Raw genomic sequence first — 24,445 nt, 5'->3', positions numbered from 1 at the left:
CGTTCCCGGGCCGTCATCGGCTCCTAAGCTCACGCATGGCCGGCGCCGAAAGCCGCCCTCTACCCGCCGCCAGGAAAAGGTCACTCCCCATGCAACTGCGAAGCGCCGTCGCCACTTCGCCCGTGGGGCTGCAGCCGGAATCGCAGAGAGCGCCGTCGGCCAGGGGGACCGCCGACCGGCTCGCGCGACTGGTGCGGGCGAGCTGGTTCTGGCCGGTCGCCGTCGCGGCCGGCTACGTCGGGCAGGTGGTCTTCCGGCTGGCACTCGTCACCGGCCAGAACTATCCGACGGTGGGCCCCGACGAGCACATGTACCTCGTTCTGGCGCGGCTCCTGGCGGGCGGCTCCGCGACCGAGATCCCCAGCGACATGGTGATCCCCGGCGGCTACCCGCTGTTGATCTCGCCGGCACTGCGGATCACCCACGATCCCGTCCACGCGTACCACCTCGTCCTGGGGATCAACGCGCTGCTGAGCTGCCTGGTACTGCCGCTTGCCTACGTCGCGCTGCGAAAGCTGGACGTACCGCGTCCGGTGTCGTACGTGCTGGCGACCGTGGTGGTGATGCTGCCTCCGGTGGTCTTCTACTCGCAGTTCGCACTGGCCGACACACCGCTCCCGGCGCTGGTCCTGGCCTGGCTGATCGGTGTTCACGGGCTGCTCTCGGAGGGTCCGTTCCGCCGCAGGTGCGGCTCGGGGATCCTCGCCGGAAGCGCGGCCGGATTCAGCATGATGGTCCACGACCGTGGTGGTGTGGTCGTCGCGCTCACGTGCCTGGTGCTGCTGGTGGCCTTCGCGCGGAACTGGGCGCCGCGCCCGGCGACCGCCGCGACGCTGTCGGCCCTCGCGCTCATGTACGCCACACAGCGGGAGTTGGACCGGTGGCTGCTGTCCCGCCTCGACGGCACCCACCCCAGCCAGGTGGGAAACGCCGTATGGCAGACGCTGCGCACCCCGGAGCTGTACCAGCGCACCGTCATGCGGTGGATCGGTCACACCTGGTACTTCGTCACCTCGACCTGGGGCATGGGCGCCCTGGGCCTGGTGGTCTGCTGCGCCTGCCTGGCCGGCACCAAGGCACCGCGCGCGGACCGCGTGGTCGCCTTCCTGACCGTGGCACTGCTGCTCGGCGTATCGCTGGCCGCCGCGGCCGCCCTGCCCACGGACCGCCGTATCGACACGATCGTCAACGCCCGCTATCTGTCACCCCTGGTTCCGGCACTGTTCCTGGCCGGCACCGTTGCTCTCCACCGGATCAAGGGCCGCAGAGCGCTCGTTCGGGCCACGGTGGCGGCGATCGCGCTGACCGTGGCGCTCACCGCGGCGCTGACCGTCCTCGCGGGAGATCGCTTCCACAAGCTGAACTTCATTCTGTGGGCCCTTCCGGACACCACGTTCCTGTCCAGTCGCTGGTCCGGCGACTGGGGTGTCTTCTCGGTGCCGCTGACCACCGCGACAGCCCTGACGGTCTTCACCGCCACCGTCCTGCTGAGAGGGTTGCTGAGCATTCGGCGTCCCGCTGTGGCGATGATCGCGGTCGGCATGGCGCTGACGCTGTTCGCCGGATGGGCGACGGTGACGATCGCCCAGCACGTCTCCCGGCCGACTGCCGCACACGGGTACCCGGACGCCACCGGCTTCATGGAACAGGCACGGATCCGGCCGGGCGACCGGCTGGTGATGGATCTGGGCCTGGGATGGCGCACCCGGTTCACGATGGCGTACATGGTTCTCGACGGCCGGGTCTGGACGCGCGACCTGACCGGCCCCGACACCCCGCCGGACGGCGCGAACGTCGCCGTGACGACCGTTCGCACGGCGTCCGCCCCCGCTACGGACAGCTGGCCGAAGGCTCCATCGGGCTGGCATGTCGCGGTGGTGATCCCTCAGCGCGACCTGGTCATCTGGCGCCGCGACGGCTGACCCTCCACTCGTCCGCCCCACCGATGGCCGTTCAGCTCCGGGGGTAACCGGGTAGTCAGCCGTCCATGAGACGTTTCGAGGGATACGGAGCACTGATCACGGGTGCGGGCCGCGGCATCGGCGCGGCCACCGCCCGCCGGCTGGCCGATGAGGGCGCACAGGTGCTGGTCACCGATCTGGAGGGGGACCGTGCCGAGAAGGTGGCGGCCGGGATCCGGGAGTCCGCAGGCTTGGCCGAGGCGCTGCCCTGCGACGTGGCCGACCGCGCCTCGGTCGAGGCGGCCGTCGCCTACGCGGTCCGGCGCTTCGGCACGCTGGACGTGCTGGTCAACAACGCCTGCGCCTGCCATCCGGACGCCCCGTTCTTCGAGGACGAGACGGACGAGGCCTGGCACCAGGACCTCGACATCACCCTCACCGGCGCCTATCGCTGCGCCCGCGCGGCCCTCCCCCACCTCGCGGCCGCCCCCGACCGCCGGGGCGCGATCGTCAGCATCGGGTCGGTCAACGGCGAGCAGGATTTCGGCAACCACGCCTACAGCGCGGCCAAGGCGGGCCTGGCCAGCCTGACCCGCACCCTCGCCGGTCACGCGGCACCCCGTGGCGTCCGTGTGAACCTGGTCGTCCCCGGCACGGTCCACACCGAGGCCTGGGCGGGGCGCGAGTCCGCCTTGCGGGCCGTCGCCCCCCACTACCCGCTCGGCAGGGTCGGTCTGCCCGATGACATCGCGGCCGCTGTAGCGTTCCTGGCGTCCTCGGACGCCGCCTGGATCACGGGCGTGACGCTCCCGGTCGACGGGGGCATCCTCATCGGCCAAGTGGGCCTGCGCCGCGCGCTGAGCGGGGAATGACAGGTCCGCGAGATGGACGTGGCCGGCCGAAATCCAGTTTCGTTGAACGGGTGTGGTGATGATTGACGTGATCGTGGTCGGCGCCGGGCCGACCGGTTTGATGCTGGCCTGCGAGTTGCGGCTGCACGGCGTGCATGTGGTCGTGCTGGAGAAGTTGACCGAGCCGACCAAGGAGTCCCGCGGACAGGGCCTGCACACGCGCAGCGTCGAGATCATGGACCAGCGCGGCCTTCTGGACCGGTTTCGCGCGGTCAGTGAGACGTTCCAGGCCGGCGGTCTCTTCGGCGGCATCATGAAGCCGTGGCCGCACGGGCTGGACACGGCACACCCGTACGGCCTGGCTACTCCGCAGCCGGTCAGCGAGCGGCTGCTCAGCGAGCGTGCCGTCGAACTCGGCACCGACATCCGACGCGGTTGCGAAGTGGTCGGGCTGAGCCAGGACGAGGACGGCGTGACCGTCGAGATGGCCGGTCGGGGCGCGCACCTTCGCTCGCGCTACGTCGTCGGGTGCGACGGCGGCCGCAGCGCAGTGCGCAAGCTGCTCGGCGTCGGTTTCCCCGGCGAGCCCGCCACGATCGAGACGCTGATCGGTCAAATGGAGGTGACCGAGGATCCGGCCACGATCGCCGCCGCCGTCGAGGAGGTCCGCAGGACCCAACTGCGATTCGGCGTCAGCGCCCCCGACGAGGACGGAGTATGCCGCATTGTCGTGCCCGCCGACGGAGTGTCCGAGGACCGTGCGACCGGTCCGACCCTCGACGAGTTCCAGCAGCAGCTGCGGGCCATCGCCGGCACCGACTTCGGCGTGCACTCGCCGCGTTGGCTCTCCCGGTTCGGCAACGCCACCCGGCAGGCCGAGCGCTACCGGGTCGGCCGGGTGCTGCTGGCCGGCGACGCGGCGCACATCCACCCGTCGGCCGGCGGGCAGGGGATGAATCTCGGCGTGCAGGACGCGTTCAACCTGGGCTGGAAACTGGCTGCCGCGGCCAACGGCTGGGCTCCGGAGGATCTGTTGGACAGCTATCACACCGAACGGCACCCGGTGGGCGCCCGCGTGCTGAACAACACCCGCGCGGGGATCACGCTCCTGGGGACCGATCCGGGTACAACCGCGCTGCGGGAGCTGTTCGGGAAGCTGATGGACTTCGAGGAGGTGAACCGGTACGTGACCGGGCTCATCACCGCCGTCGACATCCGCTACGACTTCGGCGAGGGCCACGAACTGCTCGGCCGCCGGATGCGGGACGTCGAGCTGAAGCAGGGGCGCCTGTACGAGCTGATGCACGACGGCCGCGGGCTGCTGCTCGACCGGACCGGCCGGCTCTCGGTGGCGGGCTGGGCGGATCGGGTCGACCACGTGGTCAACGTCAGCGAGGAACTGGACGTGCCTGCGGTGCTGTTGCGGCCCGACGGCCATGTGGCGTGGGTCGGAGACGATCAGCAGGCTCTGCTCGGCCCGCTGGCCGAATGGTTCGGCACCGCCGCCGACTGAGCGACCGGTTGCGGCTCGATGGAAAGTGGGCCGGCCGCTCGACGAGCGGCCGCTGACCGCCGTCGGCCGGAGGCGCGTGGGGCATCCTCGGCCCGAAGTCCAGCGCGGCCCTGGCCAACACCCGGTGGGCGAAACGGTAGTGGTGCGCCCGTCACCCGATGCGCAGCGTCGCGGCGGCCTTGTAGGTGCGCAGGACCGGCGCGGTCTCGATCCGTGCGATCGCGTCCAACGCCACCTTGCGGGTCAGGTAGTGGTGCAGTTCCTCCGCGTCCCGGCACAGCGCGTGCGCGACCAGGTTCGTCGGTCCGGTCGTCGCCGCGACCACCGCCAGCTCCCGGTGTCCGGCCAGCTCGGTGGCGACCGTGTCCAGCTGCGAAGGGGCGACCTGCATCCAGAGAAACGCCGAGACGGTCACGCCCAGCAGCGACGGGTCGATGTCCACGTCGAAGAACAGCGCGCCGCGAGACCGCAGTTCGGCAAGCCGGCGGGACACCGTGGACGCCGTCGAACCGGTCGCCGCGGCCAGCTCGGCGTAGCTGAGGCGGGCGTCGTCGCGTAGCGCGTCCAGCAGGAGGCGGTCCGCGTCGGTGAGCAGATACGCGGGGTCCTCCGATGCGGTTCCCGTCGTGCTCGTGTCCCTGCCCGGTCCTGTTCCGGTGGCGCTTTCTGCGCGCAGTCGTGCCTGCTGGGCGGCGTCGAGGGTGTCGACGCGTCCGCGCCACGCGGTCGGTCCGCCGAGGTAGGTGTGCAACAGGTAGTGCGCGGACACGGCGGTGATCCCGGCGGTGCGCGGGATGTCGCGCAGCAGCAGCGCGTGCGCGTCGGGGCCGGTGGGCGTGGTGTGGATGATCGCGACGATCTCGGTGCCACCCGAGGTCAGCCGCACCCACGACGTGTCGGGGCGGCGGGCGAGCGCGACCGCGATGTCGTGCGCGGTGCGCGTCGCGGCGGTCAGCCGCACGAACCACTGGTGCGTGCCGGAGCTGCGCGGCGCGGGCAGCGCGACCACGCGAAGGCCCGCTTGTGCGGACAGCCGGCGGTAACGGCGCACCACGGTCTGGGTGGAGGAACCGAGGATGTCGGCGACGAGCGTGAACGACGCCCGTGCGTCCACTTGCAGGGCATGGATCAGGCCACGATCCAGATCGTCCAGTACGAGCATATTCACCACGCTAGCCCACCTCGATGGCAGTAATCAGCGAATCCTGCCGCAGGAATGGAACCCAGCACTGGACGAGCGGGACCTTGGTCACAGGTCGCCCGCTCGGCGGGCCCCACACCCCAAGCCGCACACCGCACATCCAGGGGGAGACTCATGTCCCACAACACCGGCCACAGCACGCCGATCGACACCGACCCGAATCAGGCGGCGGGCGGGTCCGCGGCGCCGCCCGCATACCGATGGCGGTGGCCCGCGTTGGCCGCGCTGCTGGTCGCCGAGGCGATGAACCTGCTGGACGCCACGATCGTTCAGGTCGCGGGCCCGGTCATCCACACCGATCTGGGCGGCTCGGCCGCCGCCATCCCGTGGTTCAGCGCCTCCTACACGCTCATGTTCGCGCTCGGGCTGCTGACCGGCGCCCGGCTCGGTGACATCGCGGGACGCCGCCGTGTCTTCCGCATCGGCGTCGCGGCGTTCGCCGTCACGTCCCTGGCGTGCGCGCTCGCGCCGACGGCTGAGACGCTGATCGGGCTGCGCGCCCTGCAGGGCGCCGCGGCGGCGCTGGTCATCCCGCAGACGTTCGGTCTGATCCGGGCGATGTTCGACGGTGACGAACTGCCCAAGGCGCTGGGCACGATCGGCCCGGTCATGGGCCTGTCGGCGGTCCTGGGCCCGGTGCTCGGCGGGGTCCTGACGCACGCCGACCTGTTCGGCTCGTCGTGGCGCGCGTGCCTGCTGGTCAACCTCCCCCTCGCCGTCGTCGTCCTGGTCGTCGCACGGCGGCTGCGCGAGGACCGCGCGCCGGTCCGGCCGCGGCTGGACCCGGTGGGGACAGCGCTGGCGATGGCCGGCACCGCACTGGTGGTGTGCCCGCTGGCGACCGGCACGCCGGGACCGGCGGGTTGGGCGGCGGCGGGCGCGGGTGCGGCCGTCCTGGTGCTGTTCGTCGCCCACCAGCGCCGCACCGCGCGCCGCGGCCGGGCTCCGCTGATCGAACCGGCTCTGCTGCGCGGCCGCGCGTTCCCCGCCGCGCTGGCCACGTCCACGCTGTTCTTCGCGGTCATGAACGGCGTCATGATCACCGTGGTCCTGCATCTGGAACTGGGCCTGCACCGCGGCCCGCTCACCGCGGGTCTGACCCTGCTGCCGTGGTCCGCCGGACTGGCCGCCGGGTCGTGGGCCGCGGGCGCATACCTCGTGCCGCGACTGGGGACCCGTGTCATGCACGCCGGGATCGCCGCCCTCGCCGTCGGGCTCGCCGCCGCGGTCCTCGCCTACCGCACCGCCGCGCCCGACGTGTATCCGACGGCGCTGCCGTTCGCGCTCGTCGTCGCGGGCCTGGGCACCGGTCTGTTCACCCCGCCGTTCTTCACCACCGCGCTGCGCGGTGTCGGCCCCCAGGAGACCGGCTCGGCGGCCGGGCTCCTCAACGCCGTCCAGCAACTCGGCGGCACGCTCGGCGTCGCGGTGATCGGCGGCGTCTACCTCGCCGGAGACGGCACCCCGCGCGGCGCCGCTCAGGCCGCGCTCGGCACGGCCGGGGCGATCCTGGTGGCGACCGCGATCGCCGCGGCGGCAATGACGGCACGGCCCCAGGACCAGGACCGGGACCGGACGTGAAACCGACAGGCGTGACGCGATGGGCCGCCGGTGCCACTCCCCCGGTCGACCGCTACGGGCGGCGGCCCCCCGCGGACACCAGCGGGGCCGTTGCCAGGTCCAGAAGTCCGGTGTTGACGTTGGCCAAGTGACGGTCGATTTCCTCATCGGTCGCGAGGCCGGCCGCCACGAGCTGACCGCGGATCTGCCGCAGGTCGAAGCCGCCGGCGGGTGGCGGGTCGGCCGCGACGTCGTGGCGCAGTACCTCGACGACGTCGTCGGCGATGCCCTGGGCCCAGGAGACACGTCGATGTCGGTGGCGACGACCGTTCCGCCGGGCCCGGCCCGCGCGGCGAGCCCGGCGGCAACGGAGGGGCCACCGGCACCGATTCCTCAGCGCCTTTTCGCTGGTGCCGGCGCGTGCCGCCTGGTCGTCAGCATGCCGACCGCACCACGGTCAGCGGTTGTCGCCGCCCTCGGCCACCCAGCGTCCCAAGGACACCAGCGTGGTCTCCACGCTGTCCGCCATACGCGCGAGCAGCGTCTCGAGGTCTGCGCGATTGCTGCCCAGCACCGGGTCCAGGCCCAGCAATTGCCAGGTCTGCTCCGCCACGGTGCCGGTGCCGAGCGGACGGAACGTCCAGCACCACCGAACGAGCCCGTCCACGACGAAGGCGAACGTGTCGCCGGGCTCGGCCCGCACCACCTGCGAGCGGCTGGTCCACTCCCGATCGCCGCGCCGGTTGCGTCCCGTGAACCAGGCGCCGGCCTGTGGGCCGGCGCCGTCGTCATAGCGCACGTCGCTCACGTTCGGACTCCAGGCGCTGATCATCGACACGTCGCTCACCAGGTCGTAGACCTCCGGTGGGGTGGCCGCGATCCAGGCCTTCCTGCTGAAGTGGAAGTCCTCGGGGTTGAGGTGTTCGAGGGTGTTCTGGTTCGGGGTGGTCATGGCATCTCCCTTGGCGCTGGGGGCCCGGCGACTGCCGGACCCCCAGCTGTGACGGATCGTCAGCAGTGCGGCTGAATGCGCACGGTGAGCAGGTTGGGGTCCTGCTGAGTGAGGTAAGCGGCCGAGGTCACGTACACGGTGTCACCGCGTACGGCGACGGCCGTGGGGTTCTGCAGGCCGTCCTGAGCACTGAGCACGATGGTGTGAGTACCGTCGGGCTCCACCAGGGCGACCTGGTCGGACTGGTCGAGGGCGGCGAGAATCCGGTCGCTGCGCCCGATGAAGGCGAAGTCGTCGATTCCGGGCAGCTGATCGGCCATGATCTCGGCAGGACCCGCCGTGCCGTTCTTCTTCAGCGGGAAGCGGAGCACGGTGCCCTTGTCCATGTTGGACGCCCAGACGGCGCCGTTGTGCACCTTCAGGCCGTTGGCGCCGAGGAAGCCGGTCGAGGCCAGCTCATTGCCGCTCGCCCAGACCGTCGCGTCACCACCGCTGGTCGGTATGCGCCAGATGACACCACGGACCGAGTCGGTGACGTAGAGCCTGCGGTCGTCCAGAGCCAGCCCGTTGGGCAGGCCGTCGGCCGGCAGCGCGGCGATCCGCTCAGGGGTGCCGCCCGGGGTGAGCCGCCAGACACCGGTGAGATCGCTGGTGCCGGTGGCGTACAGGAAGTACAGCGTGCCGTGTGCGTCCCTGACCAGGCCGGTGACCAGCGGAAAGCCAAGAACCGGAGTGTGCACGCCGCCGTCGGCCGGTGCGGGCAGGGTTGCCAGCACACGGACCGCGCCGTGGCGGGTGACCTGGGCTATCTGGCGAGCGGCGGAGAACGACACGTCGACGCTGCCGTTCGGTTCCCAGGCGATGTTCTCCGGCATCTGGCCGCCGGCCAGATCGAAGTGCTGAGCGATCCGGGCGTGGGACAACGGCGCTGTGGCCGCTGTCGCCGAGCCGGGCCAGCCGACGGAGAGGGAGGCCACCGCGATGGCGGCGACCAGGATGTTCCTTGCGAACTTCTTCGACACGTTCTTCCCTGCGTCGTGGGTGGTGTTGCAGGTCTGCCCTGCACCAGGCCTCACTGTGGGTGCGGTCGGCAGTGGGCAACCAGCCCCGGCTCTGCCTATCCCTGGCTGGGGCAGGCTGCTTGTGGCGTAGGCGCCGCATACTCGGGGCCATGGACGCACACGGACAGCTCGGCACCTTCCTGCAGGCGCGTCGGGCCCAGCTGCAACCGCAGGACGTCGGCCTGCCGACCTACGGCGACCGCCGCCGGGTTCCGGGCCTGCGACGTGAGGAACTGGCGCTTCTGGCGGGCGTGAGCTCCTCCTACTACACGCGTCTGGAGCAAGGGGCCTCCTGCCACGCCTCCGTGGAGGTGCTGGACGCCATCGCCCGCGCGCTGCGCCTGGAGGAGACGGAGCGGCTTCACCTGCGTGACCTGGCCACTGCCTGCCGACACCGGCGCACGGTCCGCCGCCCTCCCGCCGAGCGGCTCGCCCCGGCCGTCCGCGACCTGGTGAGTGCCCTGGACGAAGTACCCGTCGTCGTCACCGGGCGCCGCAGTGACGTGCTGGCCTGGAACACGCTGGGACACGCACTGCTGGCCGGGCATGTGGACCCGACCGGTCCCGAGCGCCCGGCGGACCGTCCGAACATGGCGCGGCTGGTCTTCCTGGACGCTCACATCCGCGAGCTGTACGTCGACTGGCCGGCGAAGGCCCGAGCCGTGGTCGGCAATCTCCGGCTGGTGGCGGGACGGCATCCGCAGGACACCCGGCTCACCTCGCTCATCGGTGAGCTGACCACGCGGAGCACCGAGTTCGCGGGCATGTGGGCCGACCACCGGGTGCGCGCCTGCGACACCGCCGAGTACGAGCTACGGCATCCGCTGGTCGGCACCCTGACGGTCAGACAGCAGACCCTGACCGGGGCATCCGAACCCGAGCAGTCCGTGGTCATGGTCACCACCGCCCCCGGCTCGGCCTCCCAGGCCGCCCTGAAGCTCCTCGCCCAGGCCACCGCGGCCGAAGCCAGGGAAGTACCCTCACGGCGAAGCGCCCTCGCGAGCTACCGGCCGGATCCGGACGCCAACAGGTTGGACCCGTAGCCGATTCCGAACTCCCGAAACCAGGCCCCCCACCTGGGTCCGGGTCAGCCCTCCGAGGCCAGGCGGTCCAGCCACTCGCTCAGGAGATGCTGTTCCCCGCTGCTGAGGGTCGTCTGTTCGGGGAGCGCGGCGCGCAGGGCGCGGGCGGCGCCGGCTGGGCCGGCGTCCTGCACGGCCGGCTCCTGGTTGGTCACGGCGGCGACCACGGACTCCCGCAGGGTGGTCAACAGAGCGGGATTGCGCCGGTCTTCGGGCAGGGAGAGCCACGTCAGAACAGCTCCGCGTGCCGTGGCGTGGATGAGTGTGGCCGCGAGTTCCTCATCGACGCGCAGCCAGCCGCCGGCGGCGAGCCGGCGGATCCGGCCCATGAGGATCTCCATACCGGCCTTGAAGGCGGCCGACGTGGCTCTGGTGGGCTCGCTGTACATCAGCGTGTACAGCGCGGGATTGTCCAGACCGAACTCCACCGCCAGGTCCCAGCCGGACCGCAGGTCCTCGATGAGGTCCGGCGGATCGGGGTCGACGTGCTTGGTCGCGAGGAACGCGGCGAAGCCGTGCTCGGCCACCGCCTCGAGCAGCCCGTCCTTGTCGCCGAACAGCCGATAGATGGCCGGTGGCTGCAAGCCTGCCGCGACCGCGACCGCGCGGGTGGTGACCGCGTCGCGGCCCTCGCGCGCCAGCAGGTCGGCGGCGGCCTCGATGACCCGCTGCCGGGGCTCCGCTGCGGCTGCGGTGTCGGGTTCGACGGCGGGAGCGCTGTTCCGGGCGCGTGGAGGCGGTGGCATATATCAACGATACACCACTGATGGTTCCGTCGTTATTATCAGTGATACGCTCAGTGTGATTCCACTGGAACCACATCACACTGGGAGTGCATCATGATCATCGTGACCGGAGCCACCGGACAGCTCGGCCGTCAGATCGTCGAGAGGCTGTTGACGCGCGTGCCGGCGGCCCGGATCGGCGTCAGCGTCCGCGATCCGCAGAAGGCACAGACGTTCGCCGACCAAGGGGTACGGGTACGGCACGGCAGCTTCACCGACGCCGACAGCCTCGCCCACGCCTTCGAGGGCGCCACCCAGGTACTGATCGTCTCCGTCGACAAGATGGGAGAGGAGGCCGTGCGGCAGCACCGCCCGCGATAGACGGGGCCGTCGCGGCCGGTGCCCGCCGCATCCTCTACACCAGCCACATGGGCGCCGGCGCCGGATCGCAGTTCCAGCCCTGCCGCGACCACGCCGCCACCGAGGAAGCACTGCGCGCCTCCGGCGTGCCGTTCACCTCGCTGCGCAACGGCTTCTACACCGCCAATGCGTTGCAGTTCCTCGGCCAGGCGCTGGAATCCGGCCGCGTCGAACTCCCGGCGGACGGGCCGGTCAGCTGGACCGCGCACGCCGACCTCGCCGACGCGGCCGCCGCGATCCTGGCTGACGAAGGCTGCTTCGACGGCCCGACGCCGCCGCTCACCGCGGCCCAGGCGCTCACCTTCGACGACATCGCCGGCATCGCCACCGATGGCACGGGCCGCACCTTCACCAGGATCACCGCGACCGATGACCAGTTCCGGGAGCAGTTGTCGGGGCACGGCGTCCCCGCCGAGGCGGCGGACCAACTCCTGGGCGTCTTCACCGCCAGCCGCGCCGGCGAATTCGCCGCCGTCGACCCCACATTGGCCACCTTGCTCGGCCGCGAACCCGTCGCCCTGAGCACGGTCCTGCACGAGCAACTGGCCGCCACCGCGCGCTGAGCGCTTCGACGGCCAACGCGAGCCCCTCCGGGTCAGCTCGTGGCCGGGACGGATCCGTCCAGGCCGCCAACGTTGATCGTGCAACTGTTATCGACCGGAAATCTTGTGGCTCATCGCGAGCACCGGGGCACGTCGGTCGGCGACCCCGCCACCGCGCTCTCGCCGCCCGAGCCCTCCTCGGGGCCCGACGTCGTACTCTGCGCTACGAACCCGACTCCCCAGGTTCGCTCTTGGTCCGATCGTCTGAGGTGGACACCATGGGACCGCTCCTCCCCCGGCTTCCGGCCCACTTCTGGACGGTTCCGTACGTGGGCTCCCGCTTCCCGGGATCGACGGCCGTCGCCCGCGAGCCCGGCCTCGCGGCCGGCGCCAACTGCCAGTTGTTCGCCTACGAGGTACTCCGGCACTTCGGCCTGACCCCGCCTGCGCTGCGCTCCAGCGACCTCTGGGACGACACGGAATCCACCGTGCGCGCCCAGATCGTCAAACCGCTCGACCTGCTCCTCTTCAACGGGACCGACGATCCCTACGGCGCCCACGTCGGCGTCTGGATGGACGAGGACACGGTCCTGCACCTCTGCGCGGAGGTCGGCCGTCCGGCCGTTTGGAGCCTGGCCGACTTCGCGGCCCGGGAGCGCTACCGAATCCTCATCGGGGCCAAGTCGGTGACCGCCCCGCACCGCGCTTGAGACCGCTGCACGGCGTTCTTGATGCGACGCGCCGGCAATCGTCGTCGAGTCGGCAAGACACCGTCACCAAGCTGTGAAGGTTCTGCGGGAGGGTTGTTCTCAGCCAAGCGCACACTCGCGCTTCTCATCGGGGGGAACACCACATGAGCACCGTTCGCAGAGCCGCCGTCGTCCTCGTCGCCGTATCCGCGCTGGCTCTGACCGCCTGTGGGCCCAGCGACGACGACGCGGCGGGTGGAGCCGACGGGCCCAGCGCGAGCCCGACGAAGGCCGCGAGCCCGACGAAGCCCGCGACGCCGTCCAAGCCGGCGAAGCCCGTTGCGTCCCCGAGCAAGGGCTCGACCGGCGGCGGCTCGTCGTCCGACCCCGATTACGACGTCTTCCCGTGCAGCACGCACGACCTCAAGTTCACCGCGACCCTGGCGGAGCCCACGACCAGCAGCTACCTGCTGAAGATCACCAACAAGGGCACCAAGGCCTGCAAGGCACTCGGTCACCCGAGCGTGACCTTCGGCGAGCTGGACGGGCAGGCCAACCAGCGCGGCACGGCCCCCGCCATCGAGAAGGCGATCCGGCTCGAGCCGGGCAAGTCCGCCTACGCCGGGCTCATGGGCGGCGCGAACGACGGCAAGGGCAAGACCGTCAACTCGATCGCGATGACCATGGACACCGAGTCGGATGTGGCACAGACGCCGCTCAAGGCAGCGACTCCCAAGCTGTACGTCTCACCCAAGAACTCCGTGACCGCGTGGATGGACAACGCGGAGGACGCGCTCAGTCTGTAAGCACGCCGCGCTCAGGGAAACTCTGTGCGGCGGTGGATTCCACGAGCGGCCGCACCCAACAGCACGCGGCCGGAGCCCCCCGTTGGGGCTCCGGCCGCCGGCCTTCGCGCTGACCGGTCCCGGCCAGGCAGTCCCGACTATCCGAACTGGCCGGGCTGGTAGTCGCCGGCGGGCTGCTGGACGAGCACGTTCACGCGGTTGTAGGCGTTGATGAGGGCGATGAGGCACACCAGTGCGGCGAGCTGGTCCTCGTCGAAGTGCTTGGCGGCATTCGCCCACGCGTCGTCCGGCACGCCTCCGGCCGCGTCGGCGATGCGGGTGCCCTGCTCCGTCAGCTCCAGGGCGGCGCGCTCGGCATCAGTGAACACCTTCGCCTCCCTCCAGGCCGCGACCAGGTTGAGACGGGTCGAGGTCTCCCCGGCGTGCGTGGCGTCCTTGGTGTGCATGTCGGTGCAGAAACCGCAGCCATTGATCTGACTGGCACGGATCTTCACCAGTTCCTGCGTCGCGCCCGGCAGCGTCGAGTCCGAGATCGCCTTGCCGGCCGAGTTGATGTACTTGAAGAACTTGGCCGCGCCCGGGTTGCCGTAAAGGTTCAAGCGAGCATCCATGATGCACTCCTATGCCGTTCCTGCTGGTGACAACTACTTGACGGATCAGCTCGGCCGGATGTGACAGGGCCGAACGTGACGTGCGTCACTTACCTTGTGCGCGGCGAGGGGGCGGCGATGACAGGGGGCCGGCATGCGGTTCAGAGCGCCTGGAGCTGAGTGAGCCAGAGCAGGGTGTCGGTATTGACCCAGTACTCCACGAACTTGCCGTCCTGCATGCGGAGCGTGTCGGTGCCGGTGAAGGTCACCACCGTTCCGGGTTTGGCCTTGGCCCCGGGGAAGCCGCCGGCATAGGTGCCCGTGGCCTTCCAACGCACGGAACCGTAGCGGCCGTCGACCAGCGGGCCGACCTCCGTGGTGAAGCGCAGATCCGGGAACGCCGCGCGCGTCTGCGTGATCCAGTTCACCAGGCCGTCGACGCCTCTGATGGAACTGCCGTCACCGCCGTCGAGCAGGGCGGCGTGCACCCGGAGGCGAGGAGAGATGATGCGCGGCGCCTGTGCGAGATCGCCGTTCCAGAGGCGCAGCCATGCGTCGAGCATCACCTGTGGCTTGTTCGCGGCCCCCCGGTGGTCCTGGGCGGAGACGGTCCGCTCGGCCGCGGTTGTCGGCGAGCTGTCCGCGGCGGCGGCCGTGGCGGTGAAGGCCAGCGCGGCGACCGCCGCGGGTATGAGCAGCCGCGCCCGGCGGAGCCTGGTGGTGGAGATGTGCGTGCGGGTCGGCGTGGTGGTCATGGCGGTTCCTCGCGTTCTCTCTTGGGTCTGCAGGGACGGCGGCGTGCGATCAGTGGCGGCGGACCGGATGCGTCAGGGGTTCAGCACGATCTTTCCGGCGACGGTGCCGGATTCGGCCAGCCGCATCGCGTCGGCGGCCCGGGAGAGGGGCAGTTGGGCGGCGATCTGAGCGGTGATGTCGCCGCGCTGCAGGGCGGCGAAGACCTGAGTGAGGTCGGTGTGCAGCCGGGCCCGGAACCGGTTCTTGGACAGGGCCCGGCCGGCCCAGACGTTGAAGAAGTAGGCGCGGCGGCGGTTCGGCAGCGCGTTCCACAGCCACACCCGGCCGAGCAGCTTGAGCACGGGCCACTGCTTGGATCCCTCGTCGTCCCGGGTGGAGGCACTGCCGTAGGCGACCAGCGTGCCGCCGGGTGCGAGAAGGCTCCAGGAGTCGACAACGCTGCGGCCGCCGATGTGGTCGAAGACGGCGTCGACCCCGCCGGGAGCGAGTGCGCGGACCCGCGTCGCGACGTCCTGGTCGCGGTAGTCGATGGGGGTGACGCCGCGTTCCCGCAGGGCGTCGTGGTGGCGCGCGGAGGCCGTACCGATCACCTTCACGCCTGCGGCGAGGGCGAGTTGGACCAGGACCGAGCCGACACCGCCGTTGGCGCCGTGCACCAGAACGGTCTGTCCTGAGCGGATGCGTGCCGTGCGGTGCAGCATCTGCCAGGCGGTGATGCCGTTGACCACCACGGTCTCCGCCTCCGCCGCGTCGATCCCGTCGGGCACCGGCACCGCGTCCGCCGCGTCGACGAGCACGTGACTGGCCCAGCCGCCGACCTTGACCAGTGCGGCCACCCGGGTGCCGGCCAGGCCCGGCTCGACGCCTTCGCCGGTCGCGAGGACGGTGCCGACCAGGTCGTAACCGGGCACGAACGGGAAGGGAGGCTGGTCGTAGTACCGGCCGCGGCGCATCTGCTGCTCGGCGAAGGAGATCCCGGTGGCCTCCATCCGGATCAGGACCTGGCCCGGACCCACGGTGGGGACGGCTCCGTGCCGGATCTGCAGCCCTTCCGGCTCGACCTTGCCCGGCAGCACTACTTCGACGAGTCCCTGAGCGTTCATGACGACCTCCACTGCGCTTCGGTTGGTTACGCTGTTTCGCGTTCGTTAGACGTTGTAACGCAGATCGAGAGGGAACGTCAAGAGCTTTCGTGATAGGTTCTCACTAAACATTGAACATATAACCTCGGCAGACAGTGCGGACGGTGGCAGGCATGACGGAAACGAGCACGACGACCCCGCGCGAGCGCTACCGCGCCCAAGTGCGTGCGGACATCAAGAAGCACGCGTGGGAACAGATCGCCACGTCAGGCGCGACCGCGCTCTCGCTCAACGCGATCTCCAAACAGATGGGCATGAGCGGACCCGCGCTCTACCGGTACTTCGCCAGCCGCGACGAGCTGATCACCGAGCTCATCCGGGACGCGTACCAAAGCCTCGCGGACACCCTCCGCACGGCCTCCCGCCCCGGCCCCGACGCGGCCACGCTGGCCCAGGTCCTCCGCGGGTGGGCGCTCGACGACCCCCACCGGTACTTCCTCATCTACGGCACACCCGTGCCGGGCTACCACGCGCCCGACGACATCACCGCGATCGCGGCTCTCACGATGACGATGGTGCTCGACGCCGTCAGCGCGCTGCCCGCGAACGGCCCCGCGACCTCGTTCGACACGCACCTCGAAGAGCACCGGCAGTGGGCCGACGGCCACCCCGCCCCCGCCGCCGCCCTCCACCGCGGCCTGAGGTTCTGGACGCGGCTGCACGGCGTCCTGTCCCTCGAACTCGCCGGCCACTTCACCGGAATGGGATTCGACCCCGCGCTGCTCTACGCCGCTGAGCTGGACGACCTGCTGAACCGCTGAGCACGCCTCCTACCGGCGCGGTCCCGAGCAGAGCGATCCGGTGCCCTGCTCAGTGGGACGACGCGGCGATCCGTACCCGGTCGCTGTCGTCGTCGGAGAGGAACGACGCCAGCGCCTGCCCCTGTTCGGCGACGGCGGTGCGGTCCGCTCGGGCGAAGCGGCCCAGCGGGGTGACGACCACGGTGCCGGCCTCGACGCTCCAGGTCGCTGCGGCCCGGCCGTCGACCAGGACGACGCGAGCGCCGGTGACCGACAAGCCGCGATGGACGTCATCGATGATCCGGCTGCGGTCGTGGTAGCCGAGGATCACGTTGTCGAACGCCGGCAGGAACCGTACCGGGGCCGGTGTGCCGGGATCGGGGAAACGGCACCGACGCGGCGCCCCCGTGGTCAAATGAGTGATCATTTCACTCAGGGGGCAGCTCGATGACCACGTTGCGGACGGATGCCACCGCATCCGCACCCGGCCTGCTCCTGCGCCCCTGGAACGACGGTGACGTCACCTCCCGCGACGCGAACCGAGCACGAGACCGCCCGCAAGAGCGGACCAGCTCACAACGAACGGACACCCCGTGCCCCAGTACCGGCGCCGACGTACCCCCGCCACAGTGGCGCTGCTCCTGAGCGTGCTTGCCCTGGCCTCCTGCTCCGCCGGCCCTGACAAGCCCGCAACTCCCATACCAGCGGCCACCAGCACCGGTGCAGGGACAACCTCGACTCCCCCGGATTCACCGGCCCAGCAGCCGGCCGATCCGGGCACCGCCTCATCGGAACCACAGGCCGAGAAGGTTCGCGACGCCTTCGCGGGACTCCAAGCCACCTTCCAGGACGGCTGCACGCCAGGGAACTGCGCCTACTTCCTGGGCCGCGTGAACGACGAACTCACCCGCATGGAAATGGCCATGAAGGCGGACCCCCAGGGCCCCGGCCATTTCACCGCACCGCTCGCCCGGACCAAGGAACTCTGGGACACGCTGGGCACGGACCGCTCCTACGCCAACCTCAAGAAGCACCAGGCCCTCCTCCTGGCCACCCGCGACAAGATCAACACCTGGATGCAGGGCCACCCCGAGGACTACCGATAACCCCACTTCCCCACCATCCGGCGGCCCTTCTCAGCGCGGCGCTCCGACCAGTAGGTTCGTTCCCAAGTGTGAGTCGGCAGGTCCTGGACCGGGCGCGACTCCCAACGTCGACTCCAGGGGGATCCCATGCAGCAGCACCATCTCCGACCGGACGGTCTGCCACCGGTCAACGGGTACAGCCACGCCGTCTCTTTCAGCGGGCGCATGGTCGTCATCTCCGGTCAGGTGCCGCTGGACGGGAAGGGGCAACTGGTCGGGGACGGCGACCCGGAGGCCCAGGTACGGCAGGTTTTCGAGAACCTCAGGACGGCTCTCGCTGCGGCCGGCGCCGATATGGAGCAGCTCGTCAAGCTGACGTACTTCTTGACCGATCTCGCGGACCTGGACGTTGTGAGGCGGGTGCGTGACGAGTACATCTCGCTGGAGAATCCGCCGGCCAGCTCGCTGGTACAGGTCAGCGGTCTGGTGAATCCGGCATTCCGGGTCGAGATCGAGGCACTGGCGGCGGCCTGATCAGGCGGGGCCGCCGAGGTTGAGGCCCAGCGCCTGCGACCCTTCCTCGCCACAAGGGCACGCACAACGGGACAGGCCGGCCCGACGCCCTTGGCGCCTGGCCGGCCTGTCCGGTGGTGCATGCCCCTCACGTGCCGAGCCTTCGGCTCGATGGCCCTCCGCTTGACCGGACCGGTTAGTCCGTGCCGAACTCCATCGCGGCGCGGTCCAGCATCTCGTCGTCGTCGGAGACCTCGCCGCGGGAGGCGATGGCCTCGGCGCCGCCCTCCGGCATGCTGCCGATCAGCCCGGTCGCGGCCGCCTGGGCGGCACCGATGGCGGGATTCGCCGTACCGATCAGACCGAGCGCGGCGTACTGCTCCAGCTTGGCGCGCGAGTCGGCGATGTCGAGGTTACGCATGGTGAGCTGGCCGATCCGGTCCACCGGGCCGAACGCGGAGTCCTCGGTGCGCTCCATGGACAGCTTGTCCGGGTGGTAACTGAACGCCGGTCCCGTGGTGTTGAGGATCGAGTAGTCCTCACCGCGCCGCAGTCGCAGCGTCACCTCACCGGTGACGGCCGTGCCGACCCAGCGTTGCAGGGACTCACGCACCATCAGCGCCTGCGGGTCCAGCCAGCGGCCCTCGTACATCAGCCGGCCGAGGCGCCGTCCCTCATTGTGGTACTGGGCGACGGTGTCCTCGTTGTGGATCGCGTTCACGAGGCGCTCGTACGCCGCGTGCAGCAGCGCCATGCCGGGCGCCTCGTAGATACCGCGGCTCTTGGCCTCGATGATCCGGTTCTCGATCTGGTCCGACATACCCATGCCGTGCCGGCCGCCGATGGCGTTCGCCTCCATGACCAGGTCGACAGCGGAGGTGAACTCCTTGCCGTTGACCGTCACCGGGCGGCCCTGGTCGAAGCCGATCGTCACGTCCTCGGTGGCGATCTCGACCGTCGGGTCCCAGAACCGCACGCCCATGATGGGCTCCACGGTCTCCACACCGGTGTCCAGGTGCTCCAGCGTCTTGGCCTCGTGGGTGGCACCCCAGATGTTGGCGTCGGTGGAGTACGCCTTCTCCGTGCTGTCGCGGTAGGGCAGGTCGTGGGCGACGAGCCACTCCGACATTTCCTTACGACCGCCGAGCTCGGTCACGAAGTCCGCGTCCAGCCAGGGCTTGTAGATCCGCAGGTGCGGGTTGGCGAGCAGGCCGTAGCGGTAGAACCGCTCGATGTCATTGCCCTTGAAGGTCGAGCCGTCGCCCCAGATCTGCACGTTGTCGTCGAGCATCGCCCGGACCAGGAGCGTGCCCGTGACGGCGCGGCCCAGCGGCGTGGTGTTGAAGTAGGCACGCCCGCCCGAGCGGATGTGGAACGCCCCGCAGGTGAGCGCGGCCAGGCCCTCCTCGACCAGCGCGGCGCGGCAGTCGACCAGGCGCGCGATCTCGGCACCGTAGGTCTTCGCACGACCGGGCACCGAGGCGATGTCCGGCTCGTCGTACTGACCGATGTCGGCGGTATAGGTGCAGGGGACGGCGCCCCTGTCGCGCATCCACGCGACCGCGACCGAGGTATCGAGGCCGCCCGAGAAGGCGATGCCGACGCGCTCGCCGGCGGGGAGAGAGGTGAGGACCTTAGACATAGGAAGATTATGCATCATCCCGCATGGCCATGCAAGAACGGCCGGGATCCCGTCTCCCGACCGGTGTGGCGGCGGGGCGGCGGGCCGGCCATGGGGGTCGGACGAAGATCACCTTCGCAACATTCCCCGCGGGGCGCACGCCCGACCCGAGCGCCGGCGCCCGCCAGGCGCGACCTGGGAGGAAACCGCACAATGGGAAACTGAGCCGAGGGGTGATCATGGTTGTTTCCGGTGCCACGAACGGCGGCAGAAGCAAGAATCTCGTTCTCACAGCGATGATTTTCGCTGTGGCGATGACGTTCATCGACCAGACCATCGTGTCCATCGCGGTGCCCGAGATCCAGAGCGAACTGGGGCTGACCAGCACCGGGGTGCAATGGGCCGTCAACGCCTATCTGCTCTCCCTCGCGGCGCTGTTCGCCTTCGGCGGCCGGCTGGCGGACACTCTGGGCCACCGCAAGATGGTCGTGCTCGGCGTGATCATCTTCGCCGGTGCGTCGGCCATGTGCGGGCTCACGCCGAAGGGCGGGGCGGCCCAGACGTGGATCGTCGTCTTCCGGGCCCTGCAGGGCGCGGGCGGAGCGATCATGTTCCCTGCCGCGCTCGCGATCGTCGTCCAGACGTTCCCGCTGCGCGAGCGCGGGCGCGCGCTCGCGTTGTTCTTCGGCATCGCCGGCGGGCTGACGGCCATCGGGCCGATCCTGGGCGGATACCTCACCGAATGGACCTGGCGGGCGATCTTCTGGGTCAACATTCCGGTGGCGCTGATCGCCCTCCTGCTGATCCTGTGGTCCCGCCCGCAGACCGATCACCGCCCGGCGCCGATGGACTACCGCGGCCTGGTGCTGATCGCGAGCGGTGTGGCCCTGAGCGTGTTCGGCTTCCAGCAGGCGCCTATCTGGGGTTGGGGCAATCCCGGCATCTGGCTGTGCATCGTCGGTGGCGCCGCACTGCTGGTGATCTTCGTCCAGGTGGAGCGTCGGACCGAGTCGCCGCTGATGCAGGTGCGGATCTTCCGCATCCGGGCGTTCCTGGTGGAGAACCTCGTTCTGGGCATCTCGATGCTGGTGTTCGTCCCGGTGTTCTTCTTCGCCAGTGAGTACGCCCAGATCTCGCTGGGAGAGTCGTCGCAGCAGACGGGTCTGTACCTGCTCTACTTCTTCCTCGGCTTCGCGGTCGCCGCACAGCTCGGCGGGCGGATGCTGGACCGGGGCGGCGCCAAGCGCCCGGTGGTCCTGGGGTGTGTGCTGGCCGCTGTCGGCTTCTACTGGTGGGCCGGAAAGGTCGTCGACCTGCACTTCGGCTCGCAGGTGTGGAGCGTGGTCCTGGCGGGCGCGGGCATGGGATTCATGCTCGGCCCGGCCAGTACGGACGCGGTGAACCGCGCATCACGCCTTTCGTACGGCGAGGCGACCGGCATCACGCAGACCGTGCGGAACTACGCCGCCAGCCTGGGCCTCGCCATCCTCGGCACGACCCAGGTCTCCCAGTTCCGCTCGCACATCACGTCCTCCCTCGTCGCGCAGGGCACGCCGCACGATCAGGCGACGGCGCTAGCAACGAAGTACTCGCAGTCCCAGGGCCCGGGCACCGGAACCATCCCGGCCTTCATCCGTCTGGACTTCGCCTACTCCATTCGCACGGTCCTCTACTCCATGTCCGGGATCATGGCCGTCGCGGCAGTCGTCGCCATCCTGGGTCTGCAGCGCGGCCTGCAGCACGACCCGGACGAGGACGTGGCGGCCACGGAGACCTCGAAGACGCCACTGTCCTGACGAACCGCACGGGCGCGGTTCCGGGATGTCTCGTATCGGCGGTGCTGGCAATTCAGTGACCTAGCTTGCTAGCATACTCATGTGGGAGACGAGGATGTGAAGCAGTTCAACGTGTACCTGCCCATCGGGTTGATCAAGCAGGTCAAGCACCGCGCCATCGAGTCGGAGCTGTCGCTGTCGGCGCTGGTGGCCGAGGCACTGCGCGCCTACCTCGATGGCCCCGATCCACGGCAAGAGCGACCGCCCGACAAGGAGAGCTGACATGACGACCGAAGGCATCGAAGCCGTGTTCATCGAGACCCACAACTGGGGCAGGTCGGCGAAGTTCTTCCAGGAACTGGGCTACGAGTTGGACTTCGAGACGGATCACAACTCCGGCCAGCTGCGCAACGGCGACGGTCCCTACCTGTTCATCGCCGAGGTCCCCCAGGACAAGGAGCCCGAGACGCGGCTCGTGCTGAAGGTGCCCGACGCGGAGGCGTTCCAGCCCGCCCCCGGTGTCGAGGTGGTCACCCCGTTCGAGGACACCCACTTCGGGACCAGGGAGATGACCGTCCGCGACCCCGACGGGCGCCTGTGGAGCCTCCAGGCCCCGGCCCAGCAGTGATCATGGGACACGGAGCGGGAGTGCGTCATGGCTGACGAACAGACGGCGGCGCCGGACAGCACGGCAGTGCGGGTGGCTTTGTGGCGGGCCCTGCACGTCCAGGTCGATCCGCCGCCTCATGTCCTGGAGGACGAGATCGGCCTGCAGTTGGCCGACCCCGGAGACGGGTGGCGCCACCGCGGGGACATGGACGCCGACGCGACCAGCTGGTTCCGGGCGTCGATCGTGGCCCGGGCCCGCTTCATCGAGGATCTGGTCGTCGAGCAGGCCGGCAACGGCGTCGGGCAGTACATCGTCCTGGGTGCCGGCCTGGACACCTTCGCCCAGCGCCGGCCGGAGATAGCCTCCCGCTTGCGGGTGTTCGAGGTCGACCGGCCCGAGCCCCAGGCCTGGAAGCACCGACGTCTGACCGAGCTCGGCTTCGGCGTCCCGGACTGGCTGCGACTCGTGCCGTTCGACTTCGAGGCGGGCGGGTCATGGTGGGACCGGCTGACAGCCGCCGGATTCGACCCGGACCAACCCGCGGTGGTCGCCTCCACCGGAGTCGCCCTGTACCTGACGAAGGAGGCGAACGCGGCCACGCTGCGCCGGCTCGCGTCGCTCGCCCCGGGCTCCACGCTGGCCATGACGTTCCAACTGCCCCTGGAGCTCCTCGAAGAGGAGAACCGCCCAGGACTCCAGGTTGCGGTGAACGGGGCCAGAGCTGCCGGGACGCCGTTCCTCAGCTTCTACGCGCCGCAGGAAATGCTGGCGCTGGCCCATGACTCCGGATTCACCGAAGCCCGGCACGTGTCGGCGTCCCAGCTCAACCAGCGGTACTTCGCCGGCCGGGAAGACGGCCTTCACACGTCGAGCGGGGAGGAGCTGCTGGTGGCGACCACCTGACCCGGCCCCTGACCCTTACCCTTCTCAGCCGGGGCCGGGGCCGGAGCCGGGGCCGGAGCCCGGTCCCAGGTGCCTCAGGCGGTCCGGTCCCGGACGGCCGAGGCAGTCCCCATGCGCCGATCCGAGGGCCACCGATAATGGATGCATGGGTGTCCGGCACTGGTCGGGGAACCGCCTGCTGGTGGAGCCATGGAGCCGCTGCCTGGTGGCGATTCCACTCGCGCTGATCTTCGTGATCACCGTGGTGGACCTCCAGGCTCCGACGGAAGTCCATCTGGGCCCGCTGCTGGTGATCGCCCCCGCCCTCACCGCCTCCCTGGCCGGGGCCCGGCTCACCGCGGTGGCCGGGGTCCTCGCGGTGGCCGCTCAGATCGTCATCGCCGTGTTCCACGGCGGACTGACCACTACGAACCACATCGCCCAGCTCATCGCCCTGACGGCCCTTTCCACCCTGGTGGTCTTCCTCCGCCACATTCGCGAGCGGCAGGAACGTGCGCTGGTCCAGGCGCGCTCGGTGGCGGAGACAGCGCAGCGGGTTCTCCTGCGGCCCCCGCCACGCCGGGTCGGGCCCTTGCGGATCGCGTGGCTGTATCTGTCCGCCGAGGAGGAGACGGAGATCGGGGGCGACCTGTTCGCCGTCGCCCGCGCCGGACATGCCGCGACCCGGGTGGTGATCGGCGATGTCCGAGGCAGCGGTCTGGCCGCCATCGGTGAGGCGTCACTGGTGCTCGGTGCCTTCCGTGAGGGAGCCCACCGCTACGGCACCCTGCCCGAGCTGGTGGCCGTCCTCGAGGACAGCGTGTACCGCAACGTGGACGACGTCGCGGACACCGAGCACGATCCCGGCGAGCACTTCATCACCTGCCTGGTCCTGGAGATCCCCGACGAAGGACCGCAGGGCGAGATGATCAACTGCGGGCATCCCCCGCCGCTGCTGCTGCACGGCGGGCAGGTCACCGCGATGTACGCCCGCCACTCAGCACCCCCGCTGGGCATGTGCGAACCGCCGGTCCCGGTCCACCCCACCGACCCCTTGACCTTCGAGGCCGGCGACATCCTCGTCCTGTACACCGACGGGGTGATCGAGGCCCGCTCACCGGCCGGAGCGTTCTATCCGCTCGCCGAACGCGTCGCCTCCTTCCCCGCCGGCAGCCCCGACGCACTGTTGGACCGCATCCATCGCGATCTGCTCAGCCACGTCGGCGGTAACCCCCTCGACGACGCGGCCATCCTGGTCATCGAACACACCGCGTCCCACCACCCCCACTTCGCCCCCGGAAGCATCAACGGCTTCTCCAGGCTGCATCCCGGCGAGACACGTCGGCCCCAGCCCCAGTCCCAGCCTCCGGTGAGCTAGTGTCCTGCGCCAGTAGTTGATCGTTAGATGCTGTGTGACTTCTACTGCTG

The 24,445-nt window shown here is 70.2% G+C and carries 23 protein-coding genes and 3 pseudogenes; 16 read left to right on the top strand and 10 right to left on the bottom strand.

Annotated features, from left to right (window positions below):
- The first annotated feature begins 89 nt into the window (after positions 1–89).
- The 3 genes from C6N31_RS15950 to rox all read left to right on the top strand — a co-directional run bounded on the left by C6N31_RS15950 (position 90) and on the right by rox (position 4,265).
- Positions 90–1,922 (top strand): phospholipid carrier-dependent glycosyltransferase, encoded by a 1,833-nt coding sequence (locus tag C6N31_RS15950; protein ID WP_198357717.1) that lies wholly within the window; start codon positions 90–92, stop codon positions 1,920–1,922.
- A gap of 65 nt (positions 1,923–1,987) precedes the next feature.
- Positions 1,988–2,773 carry an SDR family NAD(P)-dependent oxidoreductase gene (locus C6N31_RS15945; protein WP_138354646.1) on the top strand — a complete coding sequence of 262 codons (786 nt, stop codon included), beginning with the start codon at positions 1,988–1,990 and terminating at the stop codon, positions 2,771–2,773.
- 58 nt (positions 2,774–2,831) lie between these two features.
- Positions 2,832–4,265, top strand: a complete 1,434-nt coding sequence (gene rox / locus C6N31_RS15940) for a rifampin monooxygenase (RefSeq protein WP_198357716.1) — start codon at positions 2,832–2,834, stop codon at positions 4,263–4,265.
- Positions 4,266–4,416: 151 nt separating this feature from the next.
- Here rox and C6N31_RS15935 read toward each other — a convergent pair whose 3' ends face one another.
- The gene (locus C6N31_RS15935) at positions 4,417–5,427 is read right to left on the bottom strand and encodes an Lrp/AsnC family transcriptional regulator (RefSeq protein WP_198357763.1); all 1,011 of its coding nucleotides are present in this window, start codon (positions 5,425–5,427) and stop codon (positions 4,417–4,419) included.
- Positions 5,428–5,580: 153 nt separating this feature from the next.
- Here C6N31_RS15935 and C6N31_RS15930 point away from each other — a divergent pair, with 153 nt between their 5' ends.
- Positions 5,581–7,047, top strand: coding sequence for an MFS transporter (locus tag C6N31_RS15930; RefSeq protein ID WP_198357715.1), 1,467 nt, complete (start codon positions 5,581–5,583; stop codon positions 7,045–7,047).
- Positions 7,048–7,099: 52 nt separating this feature from the next.
- On the opposite strand, the pseudogene C6N31_RS43835 reads toward C6N31_RS15930, so the two are convergent.
- The 3 genes and pseudogenes from C6N31_RS43835 to C6N31_RS15920 all read right to left on the bottom strand — a co-directional run.
- A pseudogene (locus C6N31_RS43835) lies at positions 7,100–7,416 on the bottom strand (hypothetical protein); the annotation flags it as partial.
- A 67-nt stretch (positions 7,417–7,483) separates the two neighbouring features.
- Positions 7,484–7,978, bottom strand: a complete 495-nt coding sequence (locus C6N31_RS15925) for an SRPBCC family protein (protein ID WP_138354642.1) — start codon at positions 7,976–7,978, stop codon at positions 7,484–7,486.
- Positions 7,979–8,037: 59 nt separating this feature from the next.
- Entirely contained in the window at positions 8,038–9,000 is a 963-nt protein-coding gene (locus C6N31_RS15920; RefSeq protein WP_198357714.1) for an SMP-30/gluconolactonase/LRE family protein, read from the bottom strand.
- Positions 9,001–9,149: 149 nt separating this feature from the next.
- Between C6N31_RS15920 and C6N31_RS15915 the strand changes: the two genes are divergently transcribed.
- Complete coding sequence (locus C6N31_RS15915; RefSeq protein ID WP_198357713.1) at positions 9,150–10,082, top strand: helix-turn-helix domain-containing protein; 933 nt, start codon at positions 9,150–9,152, stop codon at positions 10,080–10,082.
- 44 nt (positions 10,083–10,126) lie between these two features.
- On the opposite strand, the gene C6N31_RS15910 is transcribed toward C6N31_RS15915, so the two are convergent.
- On the bottom strand, positions 10,127–10,867 hold the full coding sequence (locus tag C6N31_RS15910; RefSeq protein WP_138354640.1) for a TetR/AcrR family transcriptional regulator: 741 nt from the start codon (positions 10,865–10,867) through the stop codon (positions 10,127–10,129).
- Positions 10,868–10,960: 93 nt separating this feature from the next.
- Between C6N31_RS15910 and C6N31_RS15905 the strand changes: the two are divergent.
- From C6N31_RS15905 to C6N31_RS15895, 3 genes and pseudogenes are all read left to right on the top strand, one after another.
- A pseudogene (locus C6N31_RS15905) lies at positions 10,961–11,829 on the top strand (NmrA family NAD(P)-binding protein).
- A 257-nt stretch (positions 11,830–12,086) separates the two neighbouring features.
- Positions 12,087–12,518 carry an NlpC/P60 family protein gene (locus C6N31_RS15900; protein WP_138354638.1) on the top strand — a complete coding sequence of 144 codons (432 nt, stop codon included), beginning with the start codon at positions 12,087–12,089 and terminating at the stop codon, positions 12,516–12,518.
- A gap of 143 nt (positions 12,519–12,661) precedes the next feature.
- Positions 12,662–13,303, top strand: a complete 642-nt coding sequence (locus tag C6N31_RS15895; protein ID WP_138354637.1) for a DUF4232 domain-containing protein — start codon at positions 12,662–12,664, stop codon at positions 13,301–13,303.
- A 137-nt stretch (positions 13,304–13,440) separates the two neighbouring features.
- Here C6N31_RS15895 and C6N31_RS15890 read toward each other — a convergent pair whose 3' ends face one another.
- The 3 genes from C6N31_RS15890 to C6N31_RS15880 all read right to left on the bottom strand — a co-directional run bounded on the left by C6N31_RS15890 (position 13,441) and on the right by C6N31_RS15880 (position 15,752).
- The gene (locus C6N31_RS15890; RefSeq protein ID WP_138354636.1) at positions 13,441–13,914 is read right to left on the bottom strand and encodes a carboxymuconolactone decarboxylase family protein; all 474 of its coding nucleotides are present in this window, start codon (positions 13,912–13,914) and stop codon (positions 13,441–13,443) included.
- Positions 13,915–14,054: 140 nt separating this feature from the next.
- Positions 14,055–14,648 (bottom strand): ester cyclase, encoded by a 594-nt coding sequence (locus C6N31_RS15885; RefSeq protein ID WP_198357712.1) that lies wholly within the window; start codon positions 14,646–14,648, stop codon positions 14,055–14,057.
- 72 nt (positions 14,649–14,720) lie between these two features.
- Positions 14,721–15,752: a medium chain dehydrogenase/reductase family protein gene (locus C6N31_RS15880; protein ID WP_138354635.1), complete on the bottom strand. Its 1,032-nt coding sequence runs from the start codon at positions 15,750–15,752 to the stop codon at positions 14,721–14,723.
- Positions 15,753–15,904: 152 nt separating this feature from the next.
- On the opposite strand from C6N31_RS15880, the gene C6N31_RS15875 reads away from it, so the two are divergent.
- Entirely contained in the window at positions 15,905–16,552 is a 648-nt protein-coding gene (locus C6N31_RS15875) for a TetR/AcrR family transcriptional regulator (RefSeq protein WP_198357711.1), read from the top strand.
- Between the two features lie 49 nt (positions 16,553–16,601).
- Here the strand turns inward: C6N31_RS15875 and C6N31_RS15870 are convergent.
- Positions 16,602–16,934, bottom strand: a pseudogene (locus C6N31_RS15870) (DNA glycosylase AlkZ-like family protein); the annotation flags it as partial.
- A gap of 487 nt (positions 16,935–17,421) precedes the next feature.
- Here C6N31_RS15870 and C6N31_RS43830 point away from each other — a divergent pair.
- Together C6N31_RS43830 and C6N31_RS15860 are read left to right on the top strand one after the other, a co-directional pair.
- On the top strand, positions 17,422–17,637 hold the full coding sequence (locus C6N31_RS43830) for a hypothetical protein (RefSeq protein WP_232485265.1): 216 nt from the start codon (positions 17,422–17,424) through the stop codon (positions 17,635–17,637).
- Positions 17,638–17,763: 126 nt separating this feature from the next.
- Entirely contained in the window at positions 17,764–18,150 is a 387-nt protein-coding gene (locus tag C6N31_RS15860) for a RidA family protein (protein ID WP_138354632.1), read from the top strand.
- 175 nt (positions 18,151–18,325) lie between these two features.
- Here C6N31_RS15860 and argG read toward each other — a convergent pair whose 3' ends face one another.
- Positions 18,326–19,771, bottom strand: coding sequence for an argininosuccinate synthase (argG, locus tag C6N31_RS15855; RefSeq protein ID WP_138354631.1), 1,446 nt, complete (start codon positions 19,769–19,771; stop codon positions 18,326–18,328).
- 293 nt (positions 19,772–20,064) lie between these two features.
- Between argG and C6N31_RS15850 the strand changes: the two genes are divergently transcribed.
- The 5 genes from C6N31_RS15850 (at position 20,065) to C6N31_RS15830 (ending at position 24,395) form a co-directional block, all read left to right on the top strand.
- Positions 20,065–21,546 (top strand): MFS transporter, encoded by a 1,482-nt coding sequence (locus C6N31_RS15850; protein ID WP_232485264.1) that lies wholly within the window; start codon positions 20,065–20,067, stop codon positions 21,544–21,546.
- Between the two features lie 81 nt (positions 21,547–21,627).
- Positions 21,628–21,807 (top strand): ribbon-helix-helix domain-containing protein, encoded by a 180-nt coding sequence (locus tag C6N31_RS15845; protein ID WP_138354629.1) that lies wholly within the window; start codon positions 21,628–21,630, stop codon positions 21,805–21,807.
- Between the two features lies 1 nt (position 21,808).
- On the top strand, positions 21,809–22,153 hold the full coding sequence (locus C6N31_RS15840; protein WP_198357709.1) for a VOC family protein: 345 nt from the start codon (positions 21,809–21,811) through the stop codon (positions 22,151–22,153).
- Between the two features lie 27 nt (positions 22,154–22,180).
- Entirely contained in the window at positions 22,181–23,038 is an 858-nt protein-coding gene (locus C6N31_RS15835; RefSeq protein ID WP_198357708.1) for a class I SAM-dependent methyltransferase, read from the top strand.
- Between the two features lie 145 nt (positions 23,039–23,183).
- Positions 23,184–24,395 carry a PP2C family protein-serine/threonine phosphatase gene (locus tag C6N31_RS15830; protein WP_138354626.1) on the top strand — a complete coding sequence of 404 codons (1,212 nt, stop codon included), beginning with the start codon at positions 23,184–23,186 and terminating at the stop codon, positions 24,393–24,395.
- The last annotated feature ends 50 nt before the right edge of the window (positions 24,396–24,445 follow it).

This window comes from Streptomyces fildesensis (assembly GCF_016107395.1).
Classification (GTDB): Bacteria; Actinomycetota; Actinomycetes; order Streptomycetales; family Streptomycetaceae; genus Actinacidiphila; species Actinacidiphila fildesensis.
The sequence above is the reverse complement of the archived record's forward strand: the minus strand, read 5'-3'. Positions and strand labels throughout refer to the sequence as shown.

Excerpts from the sequence above, each read along its gene's own strand:
- C6N31_RS15915 (WP_198357713.1), top strand. The coding sequence starts at position 9,150 with ATGGACGCACACGGACAGCTCGGCACCTTCCTGCAGGCGCGTCGGGCC.
- C6N31_RS15840 (WP_198357709.1), top strand. The coding sequence starts at position 21,809 with ATGACGACCGAAGGCATCGAAGCCGTGTTCATCGAGACCCACAACTGG.
- rox (WP_198357716.1), top strand. The coding sequence starts at position 2,832 with ATGATTGACGTGATCGTGGTCGGCGCCGGGCCGACCGGTTTGATGCTG.
- C6N31_RS15900 (WP_138354638.1), top strand. The coding sequence starts at position 12,087 with ATGGGACCGCTCCTCCCCCGGCTTCCGGCCCACTTCTGGACGGTTCCG.
- C6N31_RS15880 (WP_138354635.1), bottom strand. The coding sequence starts at position 15,752 with ATGAACGCTCAGGGACTCGTCGAAGTAGTGCTGCCGGGCAAGGTCGAG.
- C6N31_RS15925 (WP_138354642.1), bottom strand. The coding sequence starts at position 7,978 with ATGACCACCCCGAACCAGAACACCCTCGAACACCTCAACCCCGAGGAC.
- C6N31_RS15935 (WP_198357763.1), bottom strand. The coding sequence starts at position 5,427 with ATGCTCGTACTGGACGATCTGGATCGTGGCCTGATCCATGCCCTGCAA.
- C6N31_RS15860 (WP_138354632.1), top strand. The coding sequence starts at position 17,764 with ATGCAGCAGCACCATCTCCGACCGGACGGTCTGCCACCGGTCAACGGG.
- argG (WP_138354631.1), bottom strand. The coding sequence starts at position 19,771 with ATGTCTAAGGTCCTCACCTCTCTCCCCGCCGGCGAGCGCGTCGGCATC.
- C6N31_RS15835 (WP_198357708.1), top strand. The coding sequence starts at position 22,181 with ATGGCTGACGAACAGACGGCGGCGCCGGACAGCACGGCAGTGCGGGTG.
- C6N31_RS15875 (WP_198357711.1), top strand. The coding sequence starts at position 15,905 with ATGACGGAAACGAGCACGACGACCCCGCGCGAGCGCTACCGCGCCCAA.
- C6N31_RS15890 (WP_138354636.1), bottom strand. The coding sequence starts at position 13,914 with ATGGATGCTCGCTTGAACCTTTACGGCAACCCGGGCGCGGCCAAGTTC.
- C6N31_RS15930 (WP_198357715.1), top strand. The coding sequence starts at position 5,581 with ATGTCCCACAACACCGGCCACAGCACGCCGATCGACACCGACCCGAAT.
- C6N31_RS15945 (WP_138354646.1), top strand. The coding sequence starts at position 1,988 with ATGAGACGTTTCGAGGGATACGGAGCACTGATCACGGGTGCGGGCCGC.
- C6N31_RS15895 (WP_138354637.1), top strand. The coding sequence starts at position 12,662 with ATGAGCACCGTTCGCAGAGCCGCCGTCGTCCTCGTCGCCGTATCCGCG.
- C6N31_RS15850 (WP_232485264.1), top strand. The coding sequence starts at position 20,065 with ATGACGTTCATCGACCAGACCATCGTGTCCATCGCGGTGCCCGAGATC.
- C6N31_RS15950 (WP_198357717.1), top strand. The coding sequence starts at position 90 with ATGCAACTGCGAAGCGCCGTCGCCACTTCGCCCGTGGGGCTGCAGCCG.
- C6N31_RS15885 (WP_198357712.1), bottom strand. The coding sequence starts at position 14,648 with ATGACCACCACGCCGACCCGCACGCACATCTCCACCACCAGGCTCCGC.
- C6N31_RS15910 (WP_138354640.1), bottom strand. The coding sequence starts at position 10,867 with ATGCCACCGCCTCCACGCGCCCGGAACAGCGCTCCCGCCGTCGAACCC.
- C6N31_RS15830 (WP_138354626.1), top strand. The coding sequence starts at position 23,184 with ATGGGTGTCCGGCACTGGTCGGGGAACCGCCTGCTGGTGGAGCCATGG.